The organism is Paraburkholderia fungorum (assembly GCF_046027215.1).
Taxonomy (GTDB): domain Bacteria; phylum Pseudomonadota; class Gammaproteobacteria; order Burkholderiales; family Burkholderiaceae; genus Paraburkholderia; species Paraburkholderia fungorum_D.
Map to the genome: position 1 here is coordinate 2,604,636 of NZ_JAQQEN010000002.1, position 22,994 is coordinate 2,627,629.

Annotated in this window: 19 protein-coding genes; 6 read left to right on the forward strand and 13 right to left on the reverse strand. The window is 63.4% G+C overall.

Going from position 1 to position 22,994, the window contains the following annotated elements:
• Nucleotides 1-648: 648 nt before the first annotated feature.
• Both PQR27_RS32010 and PQR27_RS32015 read right to left on the reverse strand, forming a co-directional pair.
• A complete protein-coding gene (locus PQR27_RS32010) occupies nucleotides 649-4,434 on the reverse strand; it encodes a DUF748 domain-containing protein (protein ID WP_408527564.1) in 3,786 nt (1,261 codons plus the stop codon).
• Nucleotides 4,435-4,630: 196 nt separating this feature from the next.
• Nucleotides 4,631-6,037, reverse strand: a complete 1,407-nt coding sequence (locus PQR27_RS32015; protein ID WP_408527565.1) for a DUF1254 domain-containing protein — start codon at nucleotides 6,035-6,037, stop codon at nucleotides 4,631-4,633.
• Nucleotides 6,038-6,333: 296 nt separating this feature from the next.
• Between PQR27_RS32015 and PQR27_RS32020 the strand changes: the two genes are divergently transcribed.
• Both PQR27_RS32020 and PQR27_RS32025 read left to right on the forward strand, forming a co-directional pair.
• Nucleotides 6,334-7,002: an FMN-binding negative transcriptional regulator gene (locus PQR27_RS32020; protein ID WP_408527566.1), complete on the forward strand. Its 669-nt coding sequence runs from the start codon at nucleotides 6,334-6,336 to the stop codon at nucleotides 7,000-7,002.
• Nucleotides 7,003-7,120: 118 nt separating this feature from the next.
• A complete protein-coding gene (locus PQR27_RS32025; protein ID WP_408527567.1) occupies nucleotides 7,121-9,649 on the forward strand; it encodes a heavy metal translocating P-type ATPase in 2,529 nt (842 codons plus the stop codon).
• 52 nt (nucleotides 9,650-9,701) lie between these two features.
• Here PQR27_RS32025 and PQR27_RS32030 read toward each other — a convergent pair whose 3' ends face one another.
• Complete coding sequence (locus tag PQR27_RS32030; RefSeq protein WP_408527568.1) at nucleotides 9,702-10,355, reverse strand: glutathione S-transferase family protein; 654 nt, start codon at nucleotides 10,353-10,355, stop codon at nucleotides 9,702-9,704.
• A gap of 219 nt (nucleotides 10,356-10,574) precedes the next feature.
• Between PQR27_RS32030 and PQR27_RS32035 the strand changes: the two genes are divergently transcribed.
• Nucleotides 10,575-12,032, forward strand: coding sequence for a polyhydroxyalkanoate depolymerase (locus PQR27_RS32035; RefSeq protein WP_408527569.1), 1,458 nt, complete (start codon nucleotides 10,575-10,577; stop codon nucleotides 12,030-12,032).
• A 56-nt stretch (nucleotides 12,033-12,088) separates the two neighbouring features.
• Here PQR27_RS32035 and PQR27_RS32040 read toward each other — a convergent pair whose 3' ends face one another.
• The 6 genes from PQR27_RS32040 to PQR27_RS32065 all read right to left on the reverse strand — a co-directional run bounded on the left by PQR27_RS32040 (nucleotide 12,089) and on the right by PQR27_RS32065 (nucleotide 16,703).
• A complete protein-coding gene (locus PQR27_RS32040; protein WP_408527570.1) occupies nucleotides 12,089-12,523 on the reverse strand; it encodes a cupin domain-containing protein in 435 nt (144 codons plus the stop codon).
• A 163-nt stretch (nucleotides 12,524-12,686) separates the two neighbouring features.
• A complete protein-coding gene (locus tag PQR27_RS32045) occupies nucleotides 12,687-13,298 on the reverse strand; it encodes a flavin reductase family protein (RefSeq protein ID WP_408527571.1) in 612 nt (203 codons plus the stop codon).
• Nucleotides 13,299-13,447: 149 nt separating this feature from the next.
• Complete coding sequence (locus PQR27_RS32050) at nucleotides 13,448-13,756, reverse strand: hypothetical protein (RefSeq protein WP_408527572.1); 309 nt, start codon at nucleotides 13,754-13,756, stop codon at nucleotides 13,448-13,450.
• A gap of 434 nt (nucleotides 13,757-14,190) precedes the next feature.
• On the reverse strand, nucleotides 14,191-14,349 hold the full coding sequence (locus tag PQR27_RS32055) for a hypothetical protein (protein WP_408527573.1): 159 nt from the start codon (nucleotides 14,347-14,349) through the stop codon (nucleotides 14,191-14,193).
• A 226-nt stretch (nucleotides 14,350-14,575) separates the two neighbouring features.
• Nucleotides 14,576-15,883 carry a hypothetical protein gene (locus PQR27_RS32060; RefSeq protein WP_408527574.1) on the reverse strand — a complete coding sequence of 436 codons (1,308 nt, stop codon included), beginning with the start codon at nucleotides 15,881-15,883 and terminating at the stop codon, nucleotides 14,576-14,578.
• 133 nt (nucleotides 15,884-16,016) lie between these two features.
• A complete protein-coding gene (locus PQR27_RS32065; protein ID WP_408527575.1) occupies nucleotides 16,017-16,703 on the reverse strand; it encodes an MgtC/SapB family protein in 687 nt (228 codons plus the stop codon).
• Nucleotides 16,704-16,936: 233 nt separating this feature from the next.
• Between PQR27_RS32065 and PQR27_RS32070 the strand changes: the two genes are divergently transcribed.
• Nucleotides 16,937-18,049: an AGE family epimerase/isomerase gene (locus PQR27_RS32070; RefSeq protein WP_408527576.1), complete on the forward strand. Its 1,113-nt coding sequence runs from the start codon at nucleotides 16,937-16,939 to the stop codon at nucleotides 18,047-18,049.
• Nucleotides 18,050-18,070: 21 nt separating this feature from the next.
• On the opposite strand, the gene PQR27_RS32075 is transcribed toward PQR27_RS32070, so the two are convergent.
• On the reverse strand, nucleotides 18,071-18,346 hold the full coding sequence (locus PQR27_RS32075) for a hypothetical protein (protein ID WP_408527577.1): 276 nt from the start codon (nucleotides 18,344-18,346) through the stop codon (nucleotides 18,071-18,073).
• Between the two features lie 219 nt (nucleotides 18,347-18,565).
• On the opposite strand from PQR27_RS32075, the gene PQR27_RS32080 reads away from it, so the two are divergent.
• The gene (locus PQR27_RS32080; RefSeq protein ID WP_007178724.1) at nucleotides 18,566-18,769 is read left to right on the forward strand and encodes a cold-shock protein; all 204 of its coding nucleotides are present in this window, start codon (nucleotides 18,566-18,568) and stop codon (nucleotides 18,767-18,769) included.
• 124 nt (nucleotides 18,770-18,893) lie between these two features.
• Here the strand turns inward: PQR27_RS32080 and PQR27_RS32085 are convergent, their stop codons facing one another.
• Nucleotides 18,894-20,516 carry a methyl-accepting chemotaxis protein gene (locus tag PQR27_RS32085; RefSeq protein ID WP_408527578.1) on the reverse strand — a complete coding sequence of 541 codons (1,623 nt, stop codon included), beginning with the start codon at nucleotides 20,514-20,516 and terminating at the stop codon, nucleotides 18,894-18,896.
• Nucleotides 20,517-20,787: 271 nt separating this feature from the next.
• Here PQR27_RS32085 and PQR27_RS32090 point away from each other — a divergent pair, with 271 nt between their 5' ends.
• Nucleotides 20,788-21,222, forward strand: a complete 435-nt coding sequence (locus tag PQR27_RS32090) for a PaaI family thioesterase (RefSeq protein WP_408527579.1) — start codon at nucleotides 20,788-20,790, stop codon at nucleotides 21,220-21,222.
• 138 nt (nucleotides 21,223-21,360) lie between these two features.
• Here the strand turns inward: PQR27_RS32090 and PQR27_RS32095 are convergent, their stop codons facing one another.
• Nucleotides 21,361-22,209, reverse strand: a complete 849-nt coding sequence (locus PQR27_RS32095; protein WP_408527580.1) for an ureidoglycolate lyase — start codon at nucleotides 22,207-22,209, stop codon at nucleotides 21,361-21,363.
• A gap of 37 nt (nucleotides 22,210-22,246) precedes the next feature.
• On the reverse strand, nucleotides 22,247-22,990 hold the full coding sequence (locus PQR27_RS32100) for an SDR family oxidoreductase (RefSeq protein WP_408527581.1): 744 nt from the start codon (nucleotides 22,988-22,990) through the stop codon (nucleotides 22,247-22,249).
• Nucleotides 22,991-22,994: the final 4 nt, after the last annotated feature.

The window sequence follows — 22,994 nt, forward strand, 5'->3', positions numbered from 1 at the left end:
GCGTAGCGGGGGGCGACGGCGGCGCAGACGTATCCATCGGTGTAGCGGGACGCGATGCCGGCGGCGAAGTCGTATCCATCGGTGTAGCGGGACGTGATGCCGGCGGCGAAGTCGTATCCATCGGTGTAGCGGGACGCGATGCCGGCGGCGAAGTCGTATCCATCGGTGTAGCGGGACGTGACGGCGACGGAGCACCAGGCATGCCTTCCGGCGTAGAGGGACGCGGTTGCTCAGGGCCGCCGCCGAGTACCGATATGACTACGGAGGTCGCAATCTGGCCAGGCGTTTGCGATGGGCTTTTGCCTTCGTCTGCGGGCGGGTTAGTGCATGTGCCGCCCGTACGCCAATCGCAGTGTTTTTTTTGAAACTGACCCCAGCTCTCCTTGTTGGATTGCCATTCCGGTTCCTTCTGTGCCCGCCGGGTGCGTGGCTGAGCACCGCGGATGCCACCGTCTACAGTGAATCCGCTCGCGGCGGCGGCTGCATCAACCGACGGTCGAAGTGCGTAGTCACTGAAGGTGTCGCTCCTAAGCCATCCTGTTACGCCATGCATATGAACCTCCTGGCATCGCCGGCGAATTGCCAGCGCTGTAACCATTGTGAGGTTCGACGAGTCTTGCATGTATGGCTATACATACCACCATGTGGTCACTTCAGGCCAAAGTCGACCCGCGAGGTCGCGCCCTTGTCCTTGATGCCGTCCGCGTTCAATTTCGGCGCGACGATAAATACGCGGCTACTGTCGATCTTGCTATCGAAATACTGTTGCACAGCTTGCGCCCTCTGCTGCGCGAGTTGCCGCAGGCTGGCGTCGTCGATCGGTGCGTTGGCGGCCAGCGCGCTCTTCATCTCGTCGTCCGGCACGCTCTTGGTCAGGCCGACAAAATTGCGCGGCTTCTTGAAGTCCGCCGCCTTGTAGGCCTTGGTCAGGTACTTATCGTAATCCTTCGGATCAACGGTAACCGTCGACAGATCGACGCTTTCGCCGTTGCCCACCACGTCCTTGATCTTCTGCTGTTTGACGAGCCGTTCCACGTATTGCGTGCGCAACCCCGCTTCATCGACAGCGGGATCGACGCGGCCAATCAGATCGATACGGATCGACGACTTGTCGGTCAGCACCTTCACGATCGTGTCGAGTTTCTTGTCCGCAGCATCCGAAAGCTTCGCGGAACCCGGTTCGAACTCGACATAGCCCAACTCCTCGCCATTACCACCGAACGCATTGGCGATCAGCGAGAACGGCGCGGTGACGGCCTTCTCCAACAGATTCAGCACCGCATGCCAGATCAGGCCGCCAATGCTGAACTCCGGATTGGACAAGGAGCCCGACACCGGCAGATTCACATCGATTTCACCGCGCGAATTCTTCAGCAGCGAAATCGCGAGACGCACCGGCAGCTTGGTCGCCGTATTGTTTTCGACGTGATCGCCGAACGTGAGTTGATCGATGAAAATATGGTTGTTGGCGTTCAACTGATCGTTGTCGAGCTTGTAGTGTAGATCGACATTCAGCTTGCCTTTGGTGATCGGATAGCCGGCGTATTTCGCCGAATACGGCGTGAGGTTGGTGAGTTCGATATCGTGCGCGCTCGCGGTCAGATCGAGCGCCGGCTTCGCAATCAACGGATTGACCGTGCCGCGAATCGACAGCGGTCCGTTGGCCGCCAGCTTCGCGGCGATATCCACCGGCGCGGACGTGGTCGATTGCGTGCCGAATGCGCCGACCGTGCCCTGGATGCCCACCAGGTTCGCGGTGAAGTTCGGCCTGATGAAGTTGTCGGTGTAGGTCACGCGTCCCTGTTGCAGCACCAGTTGACCGAAATGCAGTTTGACCGGACTTTGCGGCGGCGTTGCCGCGGTCACCGTCGCGGGCGCAGCCGAGGAGGCCGGCGCCGGCGCGGCTGCCAATTCGGGCGCCGACGCGGCTTGCGGCGTCAACGGCACCGGCTCGTGGCCGCTCTTGTCGCGCGTCAGAGATTGCGCGGCGCCGCTTTCGTGCGCGACCACGTCCTTGAGATTGAGCTTGCCTTGTGCGTCGAGCAGCACGCGCCCATAGAACTTCGTGAACGTGACGCGGCCGGCATCGACCATCGTGCCATGCTCGTCGTAGTCCGCCTTCAGGTTGGTCAGCGCAAGCGAACCCCAGCCGGCGAATGGATCCGAAGTCGCCTTGTCGAGCATCCGCACTTCGACAATCGCCATGTCGCCACGGTACGCCGCCTTCAGCGCCTTGGCCTGACTGAGCGTCAGATCGCCGTTCGCGTTGAGCAACGCGCTCGCGATCGTCGCATTCAGCTTGCTGCCGAAATACGGCTCGAAGGCCGCTGCGTCGAGCCGGTTCGCATTCACTTTCACGGCCACCTTGAGCGGTGTCGCGGTGACGTCGCCGGTCACGCCGAGCGTGCCCTTCTTGTTGAGCGTGGCCTGCAGATCGATGGGCAGCGGACGGCTCAGGTCGTCGCTGATCTGCTGCACCTTGAGTTGCAGCGGCGTGACGCTCAGCTTGACCGGGCGCGGCGTGGTGTTGTCGGTGAAATTGGCGGTGGCGTCTTTCAGGCTGAGTTCGCCAATCTTGTAGTGCCATGCGGGCCCTTGCGCCTGCGCCTGCTTCACCGCGTGAATCGCCGTGCGCTGCTCCGCGACCTGATGCGGTCCGGCGAGCGCGGCAAGGTCGATGCTGCCATCTTTCAGACGCTGCGCCTCGATCGTGAGGCCGGTCGTGTCGACGCTCGTGATGTCGGCCGTGCGTGCCGCCAGATCCACCTGCTTGACCCTCACACGGCCCTGCGCCAGCGAGACCACCGGCGCTTTGCTGTCGGGCGCGGCAAGCTTCAGCGATTGCAGATCCAGTTGCGTGTCGGCAACCATCACAGCCGCCGGCGACTTCGACCAGCTGGCGCCGACATTCGACGTCGCTGAAAGCGTGCCGTCGACGATTTGCGCGGCGGTCGCGGTGTCGATATACGGTTGCAGGAGCGGCAGCTTCAACGACTTCAGATCGAGCTTCGCGCTAGCGGTCTTCGCCACGAGGCCCACTGCGCCGGCCACGCCGAGCGAACCACCGCCGTCCTTGAAATCCGTGTTCACGGTGTAGTGCGCGGGCGCGCTGGCCAGCGTCGAAAAATCGGTCAGCGTGACAGCCAGCTTCTGCAGGCCGACGTCGATCGGCCGCGAGGCGGCTTCGTCGTGGACGTTGACGGTTCCCTCATTGAGCGCGAAGCGTTTGATCGTCAGGTCCAACGGCGGTGCGGTTTTGTCAGCAGTGGCCGCACCGGATGCAGCGACCGGCGCGCTCGCCGGACTCTTCGCCGTCGCGGCGGCCGAGCCAGGCGCCGAAGCAGCGGCGGTTCCCGACGCCGCCGGAGCGGGCGCGAACATCCGCTCCACGCTCAACACGCCGTCCTTGTCGCGCGCGAGACTGGCGACGGGCGCGTCGATACGGATATCGTCGAAGTGATACAGGCTCCTGAGCGGCTCGAGCGTCGCCGCCGACACATGCAACGCGCGCGCCGCGAAGAACGGCGCCTTGCTCTGATCGCGCAGATCCACATCGTTCAGATCGACCGTACCCGCCACGCGCAGCGAAGGCGCGTCGTTGGACATCACGAAGTTGAGCTTGAGGTCGGTGGACAACTTGCCGGTCTGCACAATCACCGGCAATTTGGCAGGCACATAAGATATCAGGCGCGGCACATCGAGCCCGTCGAAACGCAACGACACTTCCGACTCGCGCGAAGCGGCAAACGGCTTGGTCTTGCCGTCGATAGCAAGCGGACTGCCGTCGATCCGCGCACGCAGCAACGGCTCGACGAAGATATCGGTCTTCGAGGGCAGCGTGGCGATAAACGGAATCCCGAGCTTCCATTGATCGATCACGTGTGTCGCGCCGAGCAGTTTGTCGTCGAATGTGATCTGGCCGTTTTCGAGCCGGATATTCGACACCGAGAAGAGCGTCGGTTTGCTATTCGGTTCGGCTGGCTGTTTGGCGAACTTCTCGATCAGGTCGGTGAAATTGAAGCGCTGCGCATCGTAGCGAACGATATGAAAGCGCGGCGAATCGAGCTGCACTTCGTCGACGATGGGCGCCGCGCGAAACAGCGAGCTCCACGACGCCTGCACGATGAGCCGCGAAATATCGATGAAATCGCCCGCGCCCCCGCGCTCGCCGATATGCACGCGGTCGGCTTCGAGTTTGAGCGTGTAGGGATTAAGCGCGATACGCCCGATCGTGGCGGGCCGGTCGAGTTGCTTGCTGAGCTGCTGCTCTGCAATGTGGCGAATCAGCGGCGGCGCCGCGAAAAAGCCCAGCAGACCGAACAATACGATGAAGATCAGCAGACCTGTGATGACGCGCCGGGTGCGGCGTGACTGCGCAACATCGCGCACGGTCTGTATGGAAGAGGCGAGTGATGCTTTATTGAGGCTTGCCATGCTCGGTCTTGGGTAATGCGGCGGCAAGCCCGCCGCGAAACGAAAATCCCGCAAGCGGCAGTATAAGTGGTGAATCTTACGCGGGACAGAAATGTAAGCTGCGGCTTACAAATCATCCACGTGAGAACGTCGCGTGTCCGTACCGATTGGGCAGCGGACACGCAACGCTTGATGCATGTCACATCGCGCTGTCACATCATTGCCGCACGACGGCCGGCGGCTGCCAACTGCCGTCGGTGGCTTGCGGCTTGGGTGCGTATAGCCGCAGCACGAGTTGCAGATCGGTACGCGGCGCCGGCAGCCAGTTGCCGCTCTTGCTGCGGGTGGACGACACCGTCACGTCGAGCGAGCCGTCACGATTGCGCCGCACGCCATTACGATCGCCAACCGCCAGACGCGCCGGGGCGCTTTCACCCAACGCGCCGTCCTTCGTATAGGCGGTGATCGACCAGAAGCCGCGCGCGGGCGGCAACTGGTTCGGCGCGAAGTGGATCACGTAACGGTTCGCGCCGTTCAGCGCACGACCGTCGTTGTCCTGGGTGACGACCGCACGCACCTCGTCGTCCTTGGTGCCGATGCCCAGTTGCGCGGAAGCCGCGTAAGCACGCATCGCGTAGTCGGGACCATAGTTGCCCACGCCGTCGCCGAACCAGCTCCAGCCGTTGCCCGTCAGCACATTGGACGGCGGCGTAACGACGCGGTCGCGGCCATCGGCGAGGCCTGCGGTGATCGCATCGCTGGCATTCGGCAGCGTCACCGGCTCGCCCGGGGTCACGCCGAGGTCGGCAAGGAATTTCAGCGCATGCGGATCGGCCGGGGTCGGCGGATTGTCCGGCAAGGCTTGGGCAAGCCGGCTGAAGAAGCCGTTCGCGTCGAGTGCGGCGACCTGCGCGGCCGGCGTGCCGGACGCGGCTGCGGCGTCGCTGCGTGGCGGCGTGATCGACGCCGAGCGCGTATCGCCCGTATAGACGCTCAGCGGCGCCACGCGAATCGCGCGTTGCAGCTTGCGCACCGCCGTCAGGTCGCGCGTCCCGTTCGACTGGATGCGCACGCTCACCCATGCGTTGCGGGTCGGCACGTCGACACGCTTGACGCCATTCGGCAGATTGCCCTGCCAGCCCGGGCCAACGAAGGCGATCGTTTGTGCCTTGATGCCCGCGGCGCGGGTGGCGAACTGCGCGCTGGTCGACCACACCACGTTGGTCCACATGTCGAGCACGCGGGCGTCCACGTAGCGACCGTGCGAGTCGGGCAGCGACACGATCACCGGCTCGCTGCCGACGTCGAGCCAACCGGTCGAATCGAGCGTGTCGAGGCTGGGTTGCGGCGGGTTGGCGGCGCCGACCGGCGGCAAGGCCTGCGCATGACGCAACGTATTGATCGGCGCCCGGCCGGGATCGGTGCCGACCGCGGCATCGCGCGCGACACCCATCAACACCAGCGGATAGCCGAACACGTATGAATCGGCGACTTCGTCCTTGATCCAGCCGGTGGTTTTCTGTGTGGTGGACGGCGTCGACGCGCAACCGGCCAGAAATGCGAGGCCTGCGAACGATGCGCAGGTCAGATGAAGCGAAAACAATTCTCGGCGATTTTTTATCATTCGTTCAGGTGGCGGAACGTGCGGTCCAGGGGATGCGTCGGTGCGCAAGGGAACCTGCTTACGTGGCCTCCCGAAGCCCAGCACAGGAAATCCGCGGTTCGCGATGCCGACACCACCGGGTTGTATCGTATCCTTGCTCACCAGGCAAGCGTAAAGGCAGGAATAGAGCCTGTTCGTAAGCATCCGGCATCTATTTACGGTACGGTTGATGATTTTTGCGATTCCCGTCCAGGTTTTCGCCCACGCAAGCCACCTTTTTTCAACGCCTTCCCGCCCTTTTGTATCCGGAGCGTTTCATGTACATGCCCGCCCATTTTGAAGAGAATCGCCCAGAGGTTCTCCACCGCCTGATCGCCGAGCAGCCGTTCGGCGCGCTGATTACGACCGGGCCGAATGGACTCGATGCGAACCATCTGCCGTTCGAATTTGACGCCGTCCCCGCGGGGGACGCAGTTGCCGGTGAACCGCGTTCCCCTGGCATCCTTCGCGCTCATGTGGCGCGGGCCAATCCGGTGTGGCAGGAAGTCGCGGCCAACCCGGAAACGCTCGTGATCTTCCAGGGGCCGACCGCCTACATCTCGCCGAACTGGTATCCGAGCAAGCACGAAGCCCATCGTCAGGTGCCTACCTATAACTATATGGTGGTGCACGCGCACGGCCGCATCACGGTGCGCGACGACGAGGCGTTCGTGCGTGGCCTGGTCGCTCGGCTCACGCGCAAGATGGAAGCGGGCGAACCGACGCCGTGGAAAATGGGCGATGCCCCGGCCGACTACATTTCGCAGATGCTGGGCGCGATCGTCGGTATCGAGATCGAAGTGACGCGGCTGGTCGGCAAATGGAAGCTCGGTCAGAACAAGACAGCCGCCGATCGGCGCGGCGCCGCCGAAACCCTGCTGGCGCGTGCGAGCGACGAACAGCAGGCGGTCGGCCAGGCCATGCTGGATGCGCCGCCGGCGTTCTGATCTGCGCTTCTCGCGGCCTGCCGGAAAAAAAACGAAAAACGGACTTGACCTTCCCATCATTGGAAGGTCAATACTGGGTTCATGATGCGGCCCGATGCCGCCCGGAGCCTTGCCTGCCATGACCGAACTTGCCACTCCGCAGCGTTCTGCCGACGCTACCGCCGCCCCCACCAGTACCGCCGAAATCGAGATCGGCGGGATGACCTGCGCGTCCTGCGCGTTGCGCGTCGAAAAGGCGCTGGCCAAAGTGCCCGGCGTCACGCGCGCCTCGGTGAATCTCGCGACCGAAAAAGCCCGTGTCGACGGCGACGCGACGCTCGACCCTGAAACGCTCGCCCAGGCCGTGCGCAAGGCGGGCTACGACGCCACGCTCGCGGCAAGCGCCGCTGTTGCCGCGCCGGCGCAGCTGTCACAGTTGTCTCAGGCCGCGGAACTGGCGATCGGCGGGATGACCTGCGCCTCCTGCGCGCTGCGCGTCGAGAAGGCGCTGGCGAAGGTGCCGGGCGTCGCGGGCGCATCGGTGAATCTGGCGACCGAAACGGCCACCGTCAATCTCAGTGACGCGGCGCTGGATCCAAACGCGCTGATCGAAGCCGTCACGAAAGCGGGCTACGACGCGGCGCTGGTTACGCCGCAAGACGCGCTTTCGCCGCCGGAGATCGCCAATGCGCCCGCCGCCAGCAAGCCGGACAAGACGCGCCGCGAACTCTTCGCCGTGCTTGCCGCCGCCGCGCTGACGCTGCCGCTCCTCGTACCGATGGTCGGCGAATGGTTTGGTCTGCACGCGATGCTCTCGCCGTGGTTGCAACTCGGCCTCGCGTCGGTCGTGCAGTTCGTGTTCGGCGCGCGTTTCTACCGGGCGGCCTACCGTGCCGTTCGCGCAGGCGCGGGCAATATGGATTTGTTGGTGGCGCTCGGCACCTCGGCGGCTTACGGCATCAGCGTCTATGAGATGGCGACTCACCCGGGCGACATGGCGCATCTGTATTTCGAGGCGTCGGCGGTGGTGATTACGCTGGTGCGCTTCGGCAAATGGCTCGAAGCCCGCGCCAAGCGCCAGACCACCGACGCGATCCGCGCGCTCAACGCGCTGCGCCCCGACCGCGCCCGCATCCGCGTCGGCGCGGAAGAACGCGAGGTGCCGCTCGCGCAAGTGCGGGTCGGCACGCTGGTGATCGTGCGTCCCGGCGAACGCGTGCCGGTCGACGGCGCGGTGCTCGAAGGCCGCACGCATATCGACGAATCGCTGATTACCGGCGAGAGCCTGCCCGTGCCGAAACAGGTGGACGATCCGGTCACCGCCGGCTCGATCAACGGCGAAGGCGCAATTGCGGTGACGACCACCGCGATCGGCGCCGAAACGACGCTCGCCCGGATCATCCGCCTCGTGGAAAGCGCGCAGGCCGAGAAGGCACCGATTCAACGACTGGTCGACCGGGTCAGCGAGATCTTCGTGCCGGCGATTCTGGCGATTGCAGTGCTGACGATGGCGGGCTGGCTGCTTGCCGGTGCGGGCGGCGAAACCGCGATCCTGAACGCGGTCGCGGTGTTGGTGATCGCCTGCCCGTGCGCGCTCGGACTGGCGACGCCCGCGGCGATCATGGCCGGCACCGGCGTCGCCGCGCGGCACGGCGTGCTGATCAAGGACGCCGAGGCATTGGAAACCGCGCATCGGGTCACGATTGTCGCGTTCGACAAGACCGGCACGCTCACGGTCGGGCAACCTTCGGTGACGGCGTTCGAGCCGATCGGCGGCATCGCTCGCGACGAGGCGCTGGCGCTCGCCGCCGCCGTGCAGCGGCATAGCGACCACCCGCTGGCGCGCGCCGTGGTGAAAGCGCACGAAGCCACGCGTTCCGGCAATGAGGCGATTAACGTCAGCGCCGCGCGCGCGGTGCCGGGCCGCGGCGTGGAAGCCGACGTCGATGGCCGCACCCTCGCACTCGGCAGCACACGTTGGCTCACCGAACTGGGCATTGACCTGTCGCCGGCGTTCATCGCGCGCGCAAAGGAGCTGGAAGCGGCCGGCAACACGGTGTCCTGGCTGATGCAGCGCGGTTCACCGGCGAACACCGCGCTCGCCCTGATCGCTTTCGGCGACACCGTCAAGCCGACCGCACGCGCCGCCGTCGACAGGCTCGCGCAGATGGGCATCAAAAGCGTGCTCGTGACCGGCGACAACCACGGCAGCGCGGCGAGCGTCGCCAAAGCGCTCGGCATCGAAGAATTCCACGCCGAAGTGCTGCCCGACGACAAAGCTCGCGTGATCCGCGACCTGAAGTTCCGCAGCGCGGGGATTGTCGCAATGGCGGGCGACGGCATCAACGACGCCCCCGCACTCGCCGCCGCCGACATCGGCATTGCGATGGCGACCGGCACCGACGTGGCGATGCACGCGGCCGGCATCACGCTGATGCGTGGCGACCCGGCGCTGGTGGCCGATGCCATCGACATCTCGCGCAAGACGTGGCGCAAGATTCAGCAGAACCTGTTCTGGGCCTTCGTCTATAACCTGATCGGCATTCCGCTCGCCGCCTTCGGTTTGCTGAACCCGATGCTGGCCGGCGCGGCGATGGCGTTCTCGAGCGTGAGCGTCGTTACCAATGCGTTGCTGCTGCGTACCTGGCGCGGTGCGCAGGCACGGTGACCGGTCAGTCTCGTCGGCACGTATCCTGTCTTGCCGTGAAGACGCGCCGTGATCAGAATTCGACGTCCAGCTCGTCGATTTCCTCCACCTCCTGCTGTGCGTCGGCAATCCATTGCTGCATCTCGGGCAGCGCCATGATGCGCTGCCCATAGTCGACGATCTCCGGATCGAGCTTGACGTCGTAGGTGACGAAACGCGTCACCACCGGCGCATACATCGCATCCGCGGCGCTGCGCTCGCCGAACAGATACGGTCCACCGTACTGTTTCAGGCACTCGCCCCAAATCGTCACAATCCGATCGATATCCGACTGAGCCCGTGCCCACACCTTGAAGCCCGGAAAGTGCGCTTTGAGGTTCATCGGCAAGGCCGAACGCAGCGAACCAAAGCCCGAATGCATTTCGCCGCAGATCGAACGGCAATGCGCTCGCGCGCGAATGTCTTTGGGCAACAGCGCCGCTTCCGGTTTCAGTTCGTTCAGATATTCGGCAATCGCCAGCGTGTTCCAGATCTCGATGCCATCGTGAACGAGGCACGGCACCAGGATAGACGGCGACAGCAGCAGCAATTCGGCGCGCGCGGCGGGATCGTCGATCGGCATCACGATCTCTTCGAACGGCAGACCGCTGAACTTTGTCAGCAGCCAGCCGCGCAACGACCACGACGAATAGTTCTTGCTGCTAATGGTGAGCGTGGTATTCGCCATACGTTTCTCCTCCAGATGAGGCGTTCAGCCGACGCCCGACGATGCCCGTGCACGCTGCCGTGCACCGGCGCACCAAAGCGCGGCAATTTCGGCCCGCCCGGAGGACTCGCGCAAATGCTATGCCAACGTCGAGCGGCGGTCGCGCCATTGCATAGGCACGATTGGCACATGACTTGCCTCTATACGGGCTCCTTCCTTTTCAGCATTCGTGCGAAGGTTATGAACCTGTTCGCATATCCCACATACCAGGCTTTCGCCGACATGATGTTGCCCATGCGGCACGGCGCGGCACTGGTCAATCATTCGCTCGACGCATGGCCTGCGTTCGGCGAAACAGCGCACGGCCGTTCGATACGCGCGTCCTGCGATCTTCTGACCCTCGCCGGACTTACGCCGGTGCGGCCGCCCTTCGACATCGACAGTGTGGTGACGGAAGGCAAACAGGTGGCGATCGTCGAGGAAATCGCCGCGCATACGCCGTTCTGTTCGCTGGTGCATTTCCGTAAGGACACCGCGCTTTCGCATCCGCAGCCGCGCGTGCTGGTGATCGCCCCGATGTCCGGCCACTTCGCGACGCTGCTGCGCGGCACCGTGCGCACCATGCTGGCCGAGCACGATGTCTACATCACCGATTGGCACAATCCGCGCGACGTGCCGCTCAGCCAGGGCCGCTTCGGCTTCACCGAATTCGTGCAACACGTGATCGACTTCACTGAAACGATCGGGCCCGGCGCGCATCTCTTGGCTGTATGTCAACCGACCGTTGCGGCGCTCGCCGCGGTCGCGCTGATGGCCGCCGACGATCATCCCGCGCAGCCCGCCAGCATGACGCTGATGGCCGGCCCGATCGACACGCGTATCAATCCCACGCGCGTCAACGAACTGGCGAAGAGCAAGCCGATCGAATGGTTCGAACAGAAGCTGATCAGCGCCGTGCCGTTCGGTTTTGCGGGTGCGCACCGGCGTGTCTACCCGGGCTTCATGCAACTGACCGCGTTTATGGCGATGAACCTTGGCCGTCATCTCGACTCGTTCGAGACCATGTATTACGAATGCGCCAAAGGCGATCCGGCCAAGGCCGAGACGATTCGCACGTTCTACGAAGAATATTTTGCGACGATGGACCTGACCGCCGACTTCTATCTGGAAACGGTCGACACGGTTTTTCAGCGGCACGCGCTGCCGCTGCACGCGCTCGAGGTGGAGGGACGCCTCGTGGACCCATCAAAAATTCGCCGGACCGCATTGCTCACCGTAGAAGGCGAAAAGGACGACATCTGCGCTGTCGGGCAGACCCTTGCCGCGCAGGATATGTGTGACCGGTTGAGGCCGTATCTGAAGACGCATCACGTGCAAACCGGTGTGGGGCACTACGGCGTGTTCAACGGACACCGTTGGGAGCGGCAGATTTATCCGCGCGTGCGGGCCGTGATTTACGACAACGAGCCGCGGGCGGTGCTGGTCAGTTCGCAAGCGCGGACGATCCAGCCGGTGTCGGTGGCGGCTGCCGCGGAGGTGACGGCGGCGGCGCCTGCTGCTTCGGCCGTCGTGGGTGTCGAAGTCGGTGTTGCCGTGAGCGCCGCGCCTAATGACACCGGCGACACCGGCACGGATTCGTCCACCATCAAGCCCCGGGCGGCACGCTCACCGCGCCGCCGGCCGCCGGCGACGCAATGAGTTTTTTGCTTTTTTTCCTTCGCGGCGCCGCTATGCGAGCGCCGCGAAGGTCTTTTTCAAGCCGCGACGCTCTTCCATGGCTGCACCGCCGGCACTTCGCACGGGCCTTCGACGTCGATCGATTTGAAATCGGCCGGCGACACGATCTCGATGTACTCCATGTCTTCCGAGTAATCGAACAGATAGTGAACGATGCCCGGCGCCTGATGCACGCAATCACCCGCGGCGACGAGCGTTTCCTTGTCGCCGTACATGAAGCGCGCCCAGCCCTTCAGCATGATCACAATGTGGAAATCGGCCTCATGACGGTGCCAGCCGGTGCCTTGCTCTGGTGCGTGATTCGCCTTGACGAGTTGCGCGAGTACCTTGCCGCCGGTCGCCTGCGCGATGCCCAAATCACGATAGAGGAAAAAGTCGCGCAGGCCCTGATCCTCGTAGGAAGTGTCTTGCGGGCGGACGTGGCTGAATTGCGTGGCGAATTCGGTGGACATGATCGCGCTCCTGGAGAGTGAGCCGGCAGTTGAAAACGACGCGTTGAGGCGTCGGTTGCAAGCATCAAGCGAGCCAGTCATGCGCGGCCTTTGGCTTTGCGTTTGCGGCGGCAATCAGGGGATACCGAGCGGCCTTGCCAGGCGCTGCAAACGCTCTGGCTCGTTACGCTTTCGGCCGGAACATCTGGAACATCTCGCCGATTTCCGCGTAGTCGGCGCGATAGCCCGCGCGCATGATCGGCTGCGCGGCATGGGTGTCGAACAGGCCGTCTTTCAGATAGGCCTCGTTGATGTGCACCCCGACCACCTGGCCGAGGGACAGGTAGTTATCCATCGGCGTGCCGTCGAGCGAATGCAGACGGATCACCTGCAGCAGTTTGCATTCGAGCGCGGCGGGCGATTCGGCTACGTGCGGCACGCCGACGTTGCGCCCCGGCGCTGGCGTGAGGCCGGCAAGCTCGAATTCGTCCACGTGCGCCGCGACGGGGGCCGATGAGCGGTTCATCTGTTCGGCCAGCGGCTTCGTTGCGAGATTCCAGACGAATTCGCCGGTGGCCTCGATGTTGGAGACGCTGTCTTTCCGGCCCTCGCTGCAGAAGCCGATGATCGCCGGGAAGGTGGCGAACGCGCCGAAGAAGCTGTACGGCGCGAGGTTGAGCGTGCCGTCGGTGTCGCGTGAGGAAATCCAGCCGATCAGCCGCGGCGCGACAATGGCCTTGATTGGGTCGTGCGGAAGGCCATGGCCGGTGGCAGGGTCGTAGAAGTAGTGAGACATGGGGCGGATTGGCGGATGGGGTGAAAGGGGGTTATACCGCATAGCGCCCAATTCCAGGTCCGCACGCCACAAAGCCGGTCTTCCATGTGGAAGCACCGGCTTTGTGGACTTCACGCTGCCTCATGCGGCAGCGTCATGCGCGCCTTAGCTTAGTAACGCTGCGGCGGGCGGTGGTCGTCGTGGTGATGCGGATCGTTGTCGTGCGGATGATGGCGCATCCAGTCGTCATGCGCCCAGTAGCGATGGCCGTCGTAATAACGATCGCCATGCCAGCCGATATTGATCGACACACCCACCGGCATCATGTGCGGCTGCCCATAAACAGCAGGACCGTTCTCGACGATGACCCGGTCCTGCGCAAAGGCGCCCTGCGCGAAGGCGCTACCGGCTGCGAGCAGCGCGCCGCCAGCCAGCAAGGTTGCAAGAACCGGACGCGATTTCTTGTTAAAGGTTTTCATGGTGACCTCCCGTCAAAGTTTTGTATCAAGCCAGCGTCCGTGTTCAGTCGTCATCGAACCGCGATTTTCGGTTCGGACCAGACGCCGTCCGCTTGAGACCAACTTTAGCAATGCAAACCGCGTGAAGACGTGAGCACTTGTAAGCACACATTTCAGTGAGGCACGGTCAGTGCCGGGGCGATTTTTTGCGTTCACCGCCCGTCTACAACGTCATGCGCGATGGATCAGGGGCATGAAGTCTGATAACCATGTCAGCCTCGGTTACATTCATTTCGAGGGAGAAATAATCGGGTGCGGTCAGATATTTGGCGGTGAACCGCCAAGAAGAAAAGCCACTGCACGCGTTTCGCGGGCAGTGGCTTCAATGATGCGACGCGCACTCGAGGTGCGCACCCATGCGTGGTGGTCCGCGCTCGGGCTTTACAGCGATACTTTTAGTCGCTCAGCTTGACGCCGAACAACGTGCCTTGCGCCTCGCGCACGCGCTGTGCTTCGCGGCTACGCGCTGCGTACGAGTAGTCCGAATCCAGCGGCAGATGGGGCGACGCAAAGAGGTCGCTGACCTTTTGGAACAATGCAAAAATGAAGCTCATGGCGACTCCCGGTTGGTTACTGCATTAGCTAGGGTTTTCCCTTAAAAAGAATTATAGGGTTTTCCCTAGGCAAAAGCTAGTGCAATGCAACAATTTTTCGGGTGTGTTGGTTTGTCACAGGGATTCGGGGCTTTGGTGCGTCGCGTCATGACAACGACCCCGTTTTTCCAATTTCAGGGGCAAAGCCACCGCAGCCGGCAGACGCCGGCGCGGCGTTCACAGCGGATCAGTGTGGAGCGGCGACTGCTTTGGCTCGGTGTGCATGTTGGGCGCGCGTGCCGCGCTTGCTATGGACGGGAGCGGCAGGGGCTTGCTCAGGCACGGCAGGCGCTGCCGCCGTGGCTGCCGCAGGCACTGCATCGACCGCCACCGCGTTGGCCATCGCCAGGTGCGTGTCGAGCAAGCTGGCCATCGCAGCCTGCTGGTTCTGCATCATCTGCTCGATACGGTGCTGCTGGGCCGTGGTCTCGCGCGTCAGGCGCATCAGGAGCACCGTCTGCGTGATGCCGATTGCGACCGTGACCAGCAACGCGCCCACCACGATCGACAGCATCCATTTCATGCGGCGCGAATGGTCGGTCGCGGCGCGGCGTTGGTCGGCGATCACGCCATATAGGGCGTCGACGGTGTCGGCAAATGCGGTGGCCCGCGCGCGGTCGAGCTCCGGCGCCGCGCGCAGCGCTGCGGCGGCCGCTTCGGCGCGTTGAGCTTCCCTGAAAGACGCGCTAAACGCAGCGTTCGCCGAGACGGATGCCGCGGCGGGCCGCTCGCTGGCCGGCTTGGGCTCGGCGGCAGCAGTGCCTGCAGCTTCAGTTTCGGCGGACGTGCGCTCGGCGGCCGGCGTGGCCACCTCGGCCGCAGCCGCTTCCCGCGACGCCGTGGTCGCTTTGGCAAAGGTCGCAGCAAAGCGTTGCGGCGGCATCGGCGGCTTACCACCCGTCGATGCCGGCGCGGGCGTTTCCGGCTCAGCGGCCTGACGCAGCGCCGTCACGCTGCGCGCGACGGTCGCCGCCGCCATCGTGGACGTGAGCGGCGCCGCCGATTTCTCTTCGACGGCTACGGCTGTCTCTGCAGCGGATTTCGCTTCTTCAAACGCCAGCTCGCGCATCGGCGACAGCGTTGCCCCCTCCGTCGCCATCTCCAGCCCGCTCAATTGCGCATTGACCGGCACCGGTTCATCGGACTTGGCAGCGCGCGGCGCGCGGCGCGCCGCCTTCGCGTCCACAGAAGCCCCGTCGATGGCGTCGATCGCGCCGACTGCTGCCAGCACCACATCGGGTAATTCGAAGCCGTGCAGCGTGCCTTGCCGCACGTCGATGTTCATCGCCTCGAGCGTGGCGCGGGTAGGATCGTCGGGGAACAGGTCTAGCGTGCTGTCGTCGCGCGAGGCATCGCTCAGCTGCGCGAGACGTTGTGCCGAGCGCGCGGCGCGCGCCAGCTTGTTTTCGGTTTCGGTCGAGACAGTGGCCTGACGCCGCTTTTTCGAAGCGGCGCGCGAAGGCCGGGACTGCGGGGATGCTACGGAATCTGCCATAGAGAAATAAGCGGTCGTCGCCGGAAAGCGGGCGCCGAGCACCGCTCGTCAAAGCCATTGGAATTTTTCGAGACCGCATTGTCGCATGGCCGCCCGCCCCTGCCGAAGCCCTTCGCCGACGATTTTCCGCTTTTTAAGACGACGACGCGTCCTGCCGGAACTGCTTGACGCCAGGCAGTTGGCGCAAGCGTGCGCAAATGGCTTCGTATTCGATGTTCGACACACGGTGCAAGGTGATCATCACTTCGTCGCACTCCGGGGCGTCGTCGCTTTGCTGCATGACGAATTGCTTCACACGCGGGCTTGCGGCGCCAAGTTCTTCGTGCAGCGAGTGGAACGTCAGCGCGCCGCGCTCGACGATCATCGTCAGCTGACGCCGTTGCTTGACCGTGATGAAGCGGCGCTCCAGCGGCTTGATGCCCGCGAGGATGATCAGAATGATGATGGTGGCCGCGATCGACGCCGTGTACAGCCCGCCACCGACCGCCAGCCCGATCGCCGCAACCGACCAGAGGCTGGCTGCCGTCGTCAGTCCGCGCACGATTTCGCCGCGCAGCAGAATCGAGCCGGCGCCGAGAAAGCCGATGCCGGATACCACCTGCGCGGCCATCCGCGACGGGTCGAGCGCCACGTGCTCGCCGTTCAACACTTCGGCGAAGCCATACGCGGACACGATCATGATGAGCGTCGAGCCGACGCAGACCAGCATATGCGTGCGTAAGCCCGCGGCCCAGGAAAGACGTTCGCGCTCAAAGCCGATGACGCTGCCGAGCGCCGCGGCCAGCACCAGCCGCGCAACGAGTTCGAGGTTCCCCAACATTGTTTTTCCTCTCTGAAATTATCTGTAGCGCATTGCATGCCCGCGCCGCAGTGGCAGCTGCAGCTGTTTGCTTTATGCTTGGCTGCATGCCGCCGGGCGACTTGCAGCAACGGTTGCGAGCCGCGCGCTGGCGGCCCGTGTAGCATCCGTGCCCGGCACCCCTGTGCCGATAACCGCGCCGCGCCGCCACCGAAGTCCCCAGGCTTTGACTGACCGCATTTGCCCATTGAACTATGCCGAGCATGAACCCTTCCGCCACTTCGACCATCGCTCTCGCCGCCACACTGCGCGATCACTTCAATCGCGTGGTGCTGCCGCTGTGGCGCGGGCCGGGCTTCAACACCGCGCTGAAACTGCCGTACGAAGCTGTGCGCGCCGAGGATCATCAGCCGCTGCCGGCCGAGCGCTATCGTGCGATGGCGTGCGCGCGGCAATTGTTCGTGTTCGCCCAGGCAGGCGATGCGGCACATGCTCGCGTGTTGTTCGACTCGCTGACGCACACCTTTCAGGACACGCGTCACGGCGGATGGTTCTATAGCGTGGACGCGCAAGGCGCGCCGCTCGACACCACCAAAGACCTGTACACGCATGCGTTCGTCGTGTTCGCGTGCGCGGAATACGCGCGCCGCTCGGGTAGTCGCGATGCGCTGGAAGTCGTGCATCGCACGTCGTCACTGATTCAGTCGCATTTCGCCGCTGCGGACGATCTCTTCAACGCCGCATACGCCGCCGACTTCGCCACGGTGACGGGCACGCCGATCCAGAATCCGCTGATGCATTTGACGGAAGCATGGCTGGCCGCCCGCGAGGCAACCGGCGATCACGCCTTCGATGCCGCCTTGAGCCGCCTCGCCGACGCCATTGCGCGTCACTTTGTGCATGCGCCGACTGGCTGCATCGCCGAATTGCCGATTGGCGCCGACGACAACCGGCTGGAGCCGGGTCACCAGTTCGAGTGGTTCTGGCTGGTCAAGCAGGGGGGCACGCTGTTCGAAACCTCGGGCCTCGAGGACGCACTAATTCGCGCGTTCAGTTTCGCGCAGCAACACGGCGTGGACGAGCACACGGGTGGCGTTTGCGCATCACTCGACGAAACCGGCAGGATCAAGGACGCTACCCAGCGGATCTGGGCTCAGACCGAGTATCTGCGCGCCCTGGCGAACCATGACGACCCGGCTGTGCGGGCCGCTCTGCCGAAGCAGGCCGAACGGTTCCAGCAACGCTTTTTGCGCCCGCAAGGCTGGTTCGAATGCAAAACGCCAGCCGGTGAGGTGGCACGCGCCGAGATGCCCTCGACCACGCCCTACCACCTCGCGACGGCCTATCAGGCGTTGCCCGGCGCTTAAACCGACCGACCGATCGGTCGATCAGTATGCTTCGCGTTGCCAGGGTCCCCAATCGGCGTCGGCAGTTTTAAATCGCGTGTAGGTCGCGCTTTGTCCGGTGGGGGTGTCCGATGTGTCGCCGTGGGGCTTCTGATCGGTGGTGTGAAGGGCGAAAGCCTGGCGGTCTTCGGTGTCGATCGTGATCCGGCCAACAGGGTCCAGGGTGCCTTCTTGAGGTGATTTAGACTCCAATATCGCGAGATAGGGGGTCAAACGACTCCAGAACGAGGTGAGTTCATCTTGCAAATAATGTGTCAATGTCTTTCCCGAAAGAGTAATACAGCCAGTTTACCCTACCGGCTGGGTGACCCCTCCAAAATGCCTCGAACGCCTCAAAAGGGCCCTAACGGGGGAATACCCGAATACTTGTTGATTGGCGTCCATCATTAAGACGTGATACAACTCGTACTTCGCGCTCGATCTCGTGTTGAGAAATAGCGGTCGCGAATGCAACACACAACATTTACTGGATTAAAAATGGCAACAGGTACTGTGAAGTGGTTTAACGATGCAAAGGGCTTTGGCTTCATCACGCCGGACGACGGCGGCGAAGACCTGTTCGCGCACTTTTCGGAAGTTCAAGGTAGCGGCTTCAAGTCGCTGCAAGAAAACCAGAAAGTGACGTTCGAAGTTAAGCAAGGCCCGAAGGGCAAGCAGGCTGCAAACATCCAGCCGGCGTAAGTACCGCCAGGTACGCTTAAGTACGCTTAAGCACCCTTCTTAGGCGCTTGCGTCTAATGCAAAATGGCCCGCTCCTGCGGGCCATTTTCTATTGAAATGCCTTCTTTTTGAGCACCCTCGCGGCTCAGATCGCCCGCATTCCGGCGACGGCAAAGTCGGCCGACTGCCCGCGAACCTCATCGATATGTTGCGCGCGCAACACAGATTCCGAAATTTCGAACACGGACACCGCGTCTTTGAGTTGCTGCGTCTGTTGGTGCAGCGAAGCGGCCGCTGCCGCAGCTTCTTCGACGAGCGCCGCGTTCTGCTGGGTCATCTCGTCCATCTGCACCACCGCCTGATTGACCTGCTCGATCCCCGTGCTCTGCTCGAGCGACGACGCGCTGATCTCCGCCATCATCTGCGTGACGCGTGAAATCGACGCCGACACGTTGCTCATCGCTTCGCCGGCATGCTCCACCAGCACCGAGCCGCCCTGGATTTCGGCGACCGATTCGCTGATCAAGGTCTTGATTTCCTTGGCGGACTGCGCGCTGCGCTGGGCCAGTCCGCGCACCTCGCCTGCCACCACGGCAAAGCCGCGGCCCTGCTCGCCCGCGCGGGCGGCTTCGACGGCGGCGTTCAACGCGAGGATATTGGTCTGGAACGCAATGCCGTCGATCACGGAAATGATCTCGGCGATCTTGTCCGAGCTTTGCGCAATGCCGCGCATCTTGTCGACCACCTCGTTGACCACTTCGCTGCCGCGCGAGGTCGCGTGGAGCGCGGTCTCGGCGAGCGCGTTGGCTTCGCGGGCGTGTTCGGCGTTCTGACGCACGGTGGCGGTCAGTTCCTCCATGCTCGACGCGGTTTCTTCGAGCGATGCCGCCTGGCTTTCGGTACGCGCCGACAGGTCGGCGTTGCCGGTCGCGATTTCGTCCGCGCCCAGGTGGATCGAATCGGCGGATTCGCGCACGGTCTTCACGGTACGCGCCACGCTCGCCTGCATTTTCGCGAGGCCCGAGAACAGCCGGCCGATCTCGTTGGTGCCGCGTGAGGCGATCGGCTGGTCGAGGCGTCCTTGCGCAATGCGCTCGAAGTGACGGCCCGCCTCTTCGAGCGGCGCCACCACGCCCCGGCGCAGCGCCGCGTACACCGCGCATGTGCCGGCCACCAGCGCCAGCAGGATCACGAGGCTGACGGCACGGAATGTCGCCATCCGCGCGTCGATCGAATCGAGCGATGCACGGCTCGCGGCCGTGCCGAACTGCACGAAGTTGTGCGACTCGCCGAGGTAGGCGTCCTGGAACGACTGGGTCGGCTGGTCGAGAAACGCCTGGATGTTATTTGAATCGAGAAACTGCACCAGTTCCGCGAGCGCACCGTGCAGCTTCTGATAGCGTTCGGCCAGCGCCGTGGCGCGGGCGCTGTTTTCGTCGCTGGTCTTCGGCGCGCTCATGAAAGCGGCGAACGACTGGTCGGCGGCGCTCAACTGCTCGCGGGCGTGCTGCACGATGTCAGTGGGCTCGCCGCCGCCGCGCCCCATCCGCGTACCGGCACGCGACAGGTTGATACGCGCGTCCATCAGACGCTGGGTCGTTTCGTTGACTGCATCGACCTGCTTCAACGCAATGTTCGACAGGTCGTCGACGTCGTCATGCGTGCGCGTGAGCGACCAGAATCCGAGGCCCACCGTCACCAGCTGAAACACGCAGAACGCGGCCAGGACACACAACAGGCCGGATGCGACCTTGATCTTGCTGAACATCGTGAACACCTGAATTGCAAAAAGAATGACGGGATCTACGCCAGGGTTAACGGCAATTCCGCGCTTTGCTTGAGGCCAATTCCGCCAAAGATCGTCTTACACCCCCTTTTCATCGCACAACTCCGAAATTGCCCTCGTTTTGCACAATAATGATTCGGGGATTTTTCCGAATCACCTTGACGTGGCACGCGCGCGCTTCCTAGAGTGGGTAGGGACTGCACAACGCACGCCAGTGCAGATGCCACTGCGGGCTTCGCCCGAAGGAATCACGATGACCGACCTCCTCGACCGGGCGCGCGGCGCACTGCATGCCCAGCCGTTCAGCATGCTGCTAGGCGCTGAGTTGATGCATACGGGCACCAGCGAACTGACCTTGTGCCTGCCGATCCGTGACGAGTTGCGGCAGCAACATGGCTTTGTGCACGGCGGCGTCATCAGTTATCTCGCCGACAATGCGCTGACGTTCGCCGGCGCGTTGTCGCTCGGGCCGAAGGTCGTGACCGGCGAGTACAAGATCAACTATCTGCGGCCCGTCATCAACGGCACGCTGATCGCGCGCGCGAAGGTGGTCTATGCGGGCCAGCATCAGGCCACCTGCCAGTGCAACGTGTATGTGATGGACGGCAATCGCGAGAAGCTGGTCGCCGTGGCGCAAGGCACGGTCAATCGGATCAGCGATACTGGCGAACACGAAGGAGCCGGTTAACGGCCGGCGCTTGCTCGCCGAGCAGCGCGGCTGAATGAGCGCCATGCGTGATTGACGTCCAGATGTGGAAAGACCGTTCCCGTGTTAATCGAGAACGGTCTTTTTTCAGCAGCAGTTTCTTCTATCTAGATCCGCAGCTCACTCCGCCGCATACGTCTTCTGCGTCTGCTCGCCCAGACCTTCGATCCCCAGACGGATCGTCTGACCCGGCTTCAGGTACACCGGATTCGGCTTCACGCCCATGCCGACGCCCGGCGGCGTGCCAGTGGAGATCACGTCGCCCGGTTGCAGGCTCATGCACTGCGACACGTACGAGACCAGCTTCGCCACGCCGAACACCATCGTCTTCGTGTTGCCGTTCTGATAGCGATGGCCGTCCACCTCGAGCCACAGGTTCAGGTTCTGCGGATCGGCCACTTCGTCGCGCGTCACGACCCACGGGCCGATCGGGCCGAAGGTATCGAAGCCTTTGCCCTTGTCCCACGTGCCGCCGCGTTCGATCTGCCATTCGCGTTCCGACACGTCGTTGATCACGCAGTAGCCGGCGACGTAATCGAGCGCGTTCGCTTCGTCGATATATTTGGCGGGCTTGCCGATCACCACGCCCAGTTCGACTTCCCAGTCGGTCTTTTTCGAGCCGCGCGGAATTTCGACGTCGTCGTTCGGGCCGCAGATCGCGCTCGTCCACTTGTTGAAGATAACCGGCTCGGCCGGCACCGGCAGATTCGATTCGGCCGCGTGATCCGCGTAGTTCAGGCCGATACAGATGAACTTGCCGATCTTGCCGACGCACGGGCCCATGCGCGGATTGCCTTCCACCACCGGCAGCGAAGCCGGATCGAGCGCGCGCAGTTTGGCCAGGCCCTCATCGGTCAGCGCAGTGCCGTCGATATCGCCAACCACTTTCGACAGATCGCGAATCTTGCCTTGTGCGTCGAGCAAACCCGGCTTTTCCTGGCCTTTCGGCCCATAACGAAGCAGTTTCATCCTGACACTTCCTTTTCAGTGATATTCGGTATGCAGGTCAATTCGACCAGCCACCATCGATCACATGCGCATGACCGGTGGTAAACGACGATTCGTCTGACGCGAGGTACAACGCGAGCGCGGCGATTTCTTCCGGCTTGCCGATGCGGCCCATTGGCTGGCGTGCGACAAAAGCCGCCTGCACCGCCTCGAGCGTCGCACCCTGCGCCGCTGCCTGCGCGACGATCCGTTGTTCGAGCGACGGCGAAGCCACCGTGCCCGGGCAGATCGCGTTACAGCGTACACCACGCGTGATGAAGTCCGCAGCAACCGACTTGGTCAGCCCGATCACCGCGGCTTTCGAGGCGCTATACGCAAATCGGTTCGGCACGCCCTTCACGCTCGACGCCGCCGACGACATATTGATGATCGAGCCGCCGCCCCTGTCCAGCATGGCGGGCAGAAACGCGCGGATCATGCGGTACATCGCCTTCGCGTTCAGGTCGAAGGCAAAGTCCCAATCTTCTTCGCTGCATTCGAGGATGTTGCCGGCATGCACGAAGCCCGCGCAGTTGAACAGCACGTCGATCGCGCCGAGTTCGGCGGCCAGCGCCTTGATCGCCGCGCCGTCGAGCACGTCGAGCTTGCGCGCCTCGACCGGCTTGCCGGCGAGTCCGTCGATACGGATATCGGTGGCGATCACGCGTGCGCCTTCGCGCGCGAACAGTTCCGCGGTAGCGAGGCCGATGCCTTGTCCTGCGGCGGTGATCAGGGCCGTCTTGCCGGCCAGTCTTTGTGTCATCTAC

What these genes read in the sequence shown, in the direction of transcription:
- PQR27_RS32010 (WP_408527564.1), bottom strand. Translation starts at nt 4,434, where the DNA reads ATGGCAAGCCTCAATAAAGCATCACTCGCCTCTTCCATACAGACCGTG.
- PQR27_RS32015 (WP_408527565.1), bottom strand. Translation starts at nt 6,037, where the DNA reads ATGATAAAAAATCGCCGAGAATTGTTTTCGCTTCATCTGACCTGCGCA.
- PQR27_RS32020 (WP_408527566.1), top strand. Translation starts at nt 6,334, where the DNA reads ATGTACATGCCCGCCCATTTTGAAGAGAATCGCCCAGAGGTTCTCCAC.
- PQR27_RS32025 (WP_408527567.1), top strand. Translation starts at nt 7,121, where the DNA reads ATGACCGAACTTGCCACTCCGCAGCGTTCTGCCGACGCTACCGCCGCC.
- PQR27_RS32030 (WP_408527568.1), bottom strand. Translation starts at nt 10,355, where the DNA reads ATGGCGAATACCACGCTCACCATTAGCAGCAAGAACTATTCGTCGTGG.
- PQR27_RS32035 (WP_408527569.1), top strand. Translation starts at nt 10,575, where the DNA reads ATGAACCTGTTCGCATATCCCACATACCAGGCTTTCGCCGACATGATG.
- PQR27_RS32040 (WP_408527570.1), bottom strand. Translation starts at nt 12,523, where the DNA reads ATGTCCACCGAATTCGCCACGCAATTCAGCCACGTCCGCCCGCAAGAC.
- PQR27_RS32045 (WP_408527571.1), bottom strand. Translation starts at nt 13,298, where the DNA reads ATGTCTCACTACTTCTACGACCCTGCCACCGGCCATGGCCTTCCGCAC.
- PQR27_RS32050 (WP_408527572.1), bottom strand. Translation starts at nt 13,756, where the DNA reads ATGAAAACCTTTAACAAGAAATCGCGTCCGGTTCTTGCAACCTTGCTG.
- PQR27_RS32055 (WP_408527573.1), bottom strand. Translation starts at nt 14,349, where the DNA reads ATGAGCTTCATTTTTGCATTGTTCCAAAAGGTCAGCGACCTCTTTGCG.
- PQR27_RS32060 (WP_408527574.1), bottom strand. Translation starts at nt 15,883, where the DNA reads ATGGCAGATTCCGTAGCATCCCCGCAGTCCCGGCCTTCGCGCGCCGCT.
- PQR27_RS32065 (WP_408527575.1), bottom strand. Translation starts at nt 16,703, where the DNA reads ATGTTGGGGAACCTCGAACTCGTTGCGCGGCTGGTGCTGGCCGCGGCG.
- PQR27_RS32070 (WP_408527576.1), top strand. Translation starts at nt 16,937, where the DNA reads ATGCCGAGCATGAACCCTTCCGCCACTTCGACCATCGCTCTCGCCGCC.
- PQR27_RS32080 (WP_007178724.1), top strand. Translation starts at nt 18,566, where the DNA reads ATGGCAACAGGTACTGTGAAGTGGTTTAACGATGCAAAGGGCTTTGGC.
- PQR27_RS32085 (WP_408527578.1), bottom strand. Translation starts at nt 20,516, where the DNA reads ATGTTCAGCAAGATCAAGGTCGCATCCGGCCTGTTGTGTGTCCTGGCC.
- PQR27_RS32090 (WP_408527579.1), top strand. Translation starts at nt 20,788, where the DNA reads ATGACCGACCTCCTCGACCGGGCGCGCGGCGCACTGCATGCCCAGCCG.
- PQR27_RS32095 (WP_408527580.1), bottom strand. Translation starts at nt 22,209, where the DNA reads ATGAAACTGCTTCGTTATGGGCCGAAAGGCCAGGAAAAGCCGGGTTTG.
- PQR27_RS32100 (WP_408527581.1), bottom strand. Translation starts at nt 22,990, where the DNA reads ATGACACAAAGACTGGCCGGCAAGACGGCCCTGATCACCGCCGCAGGA.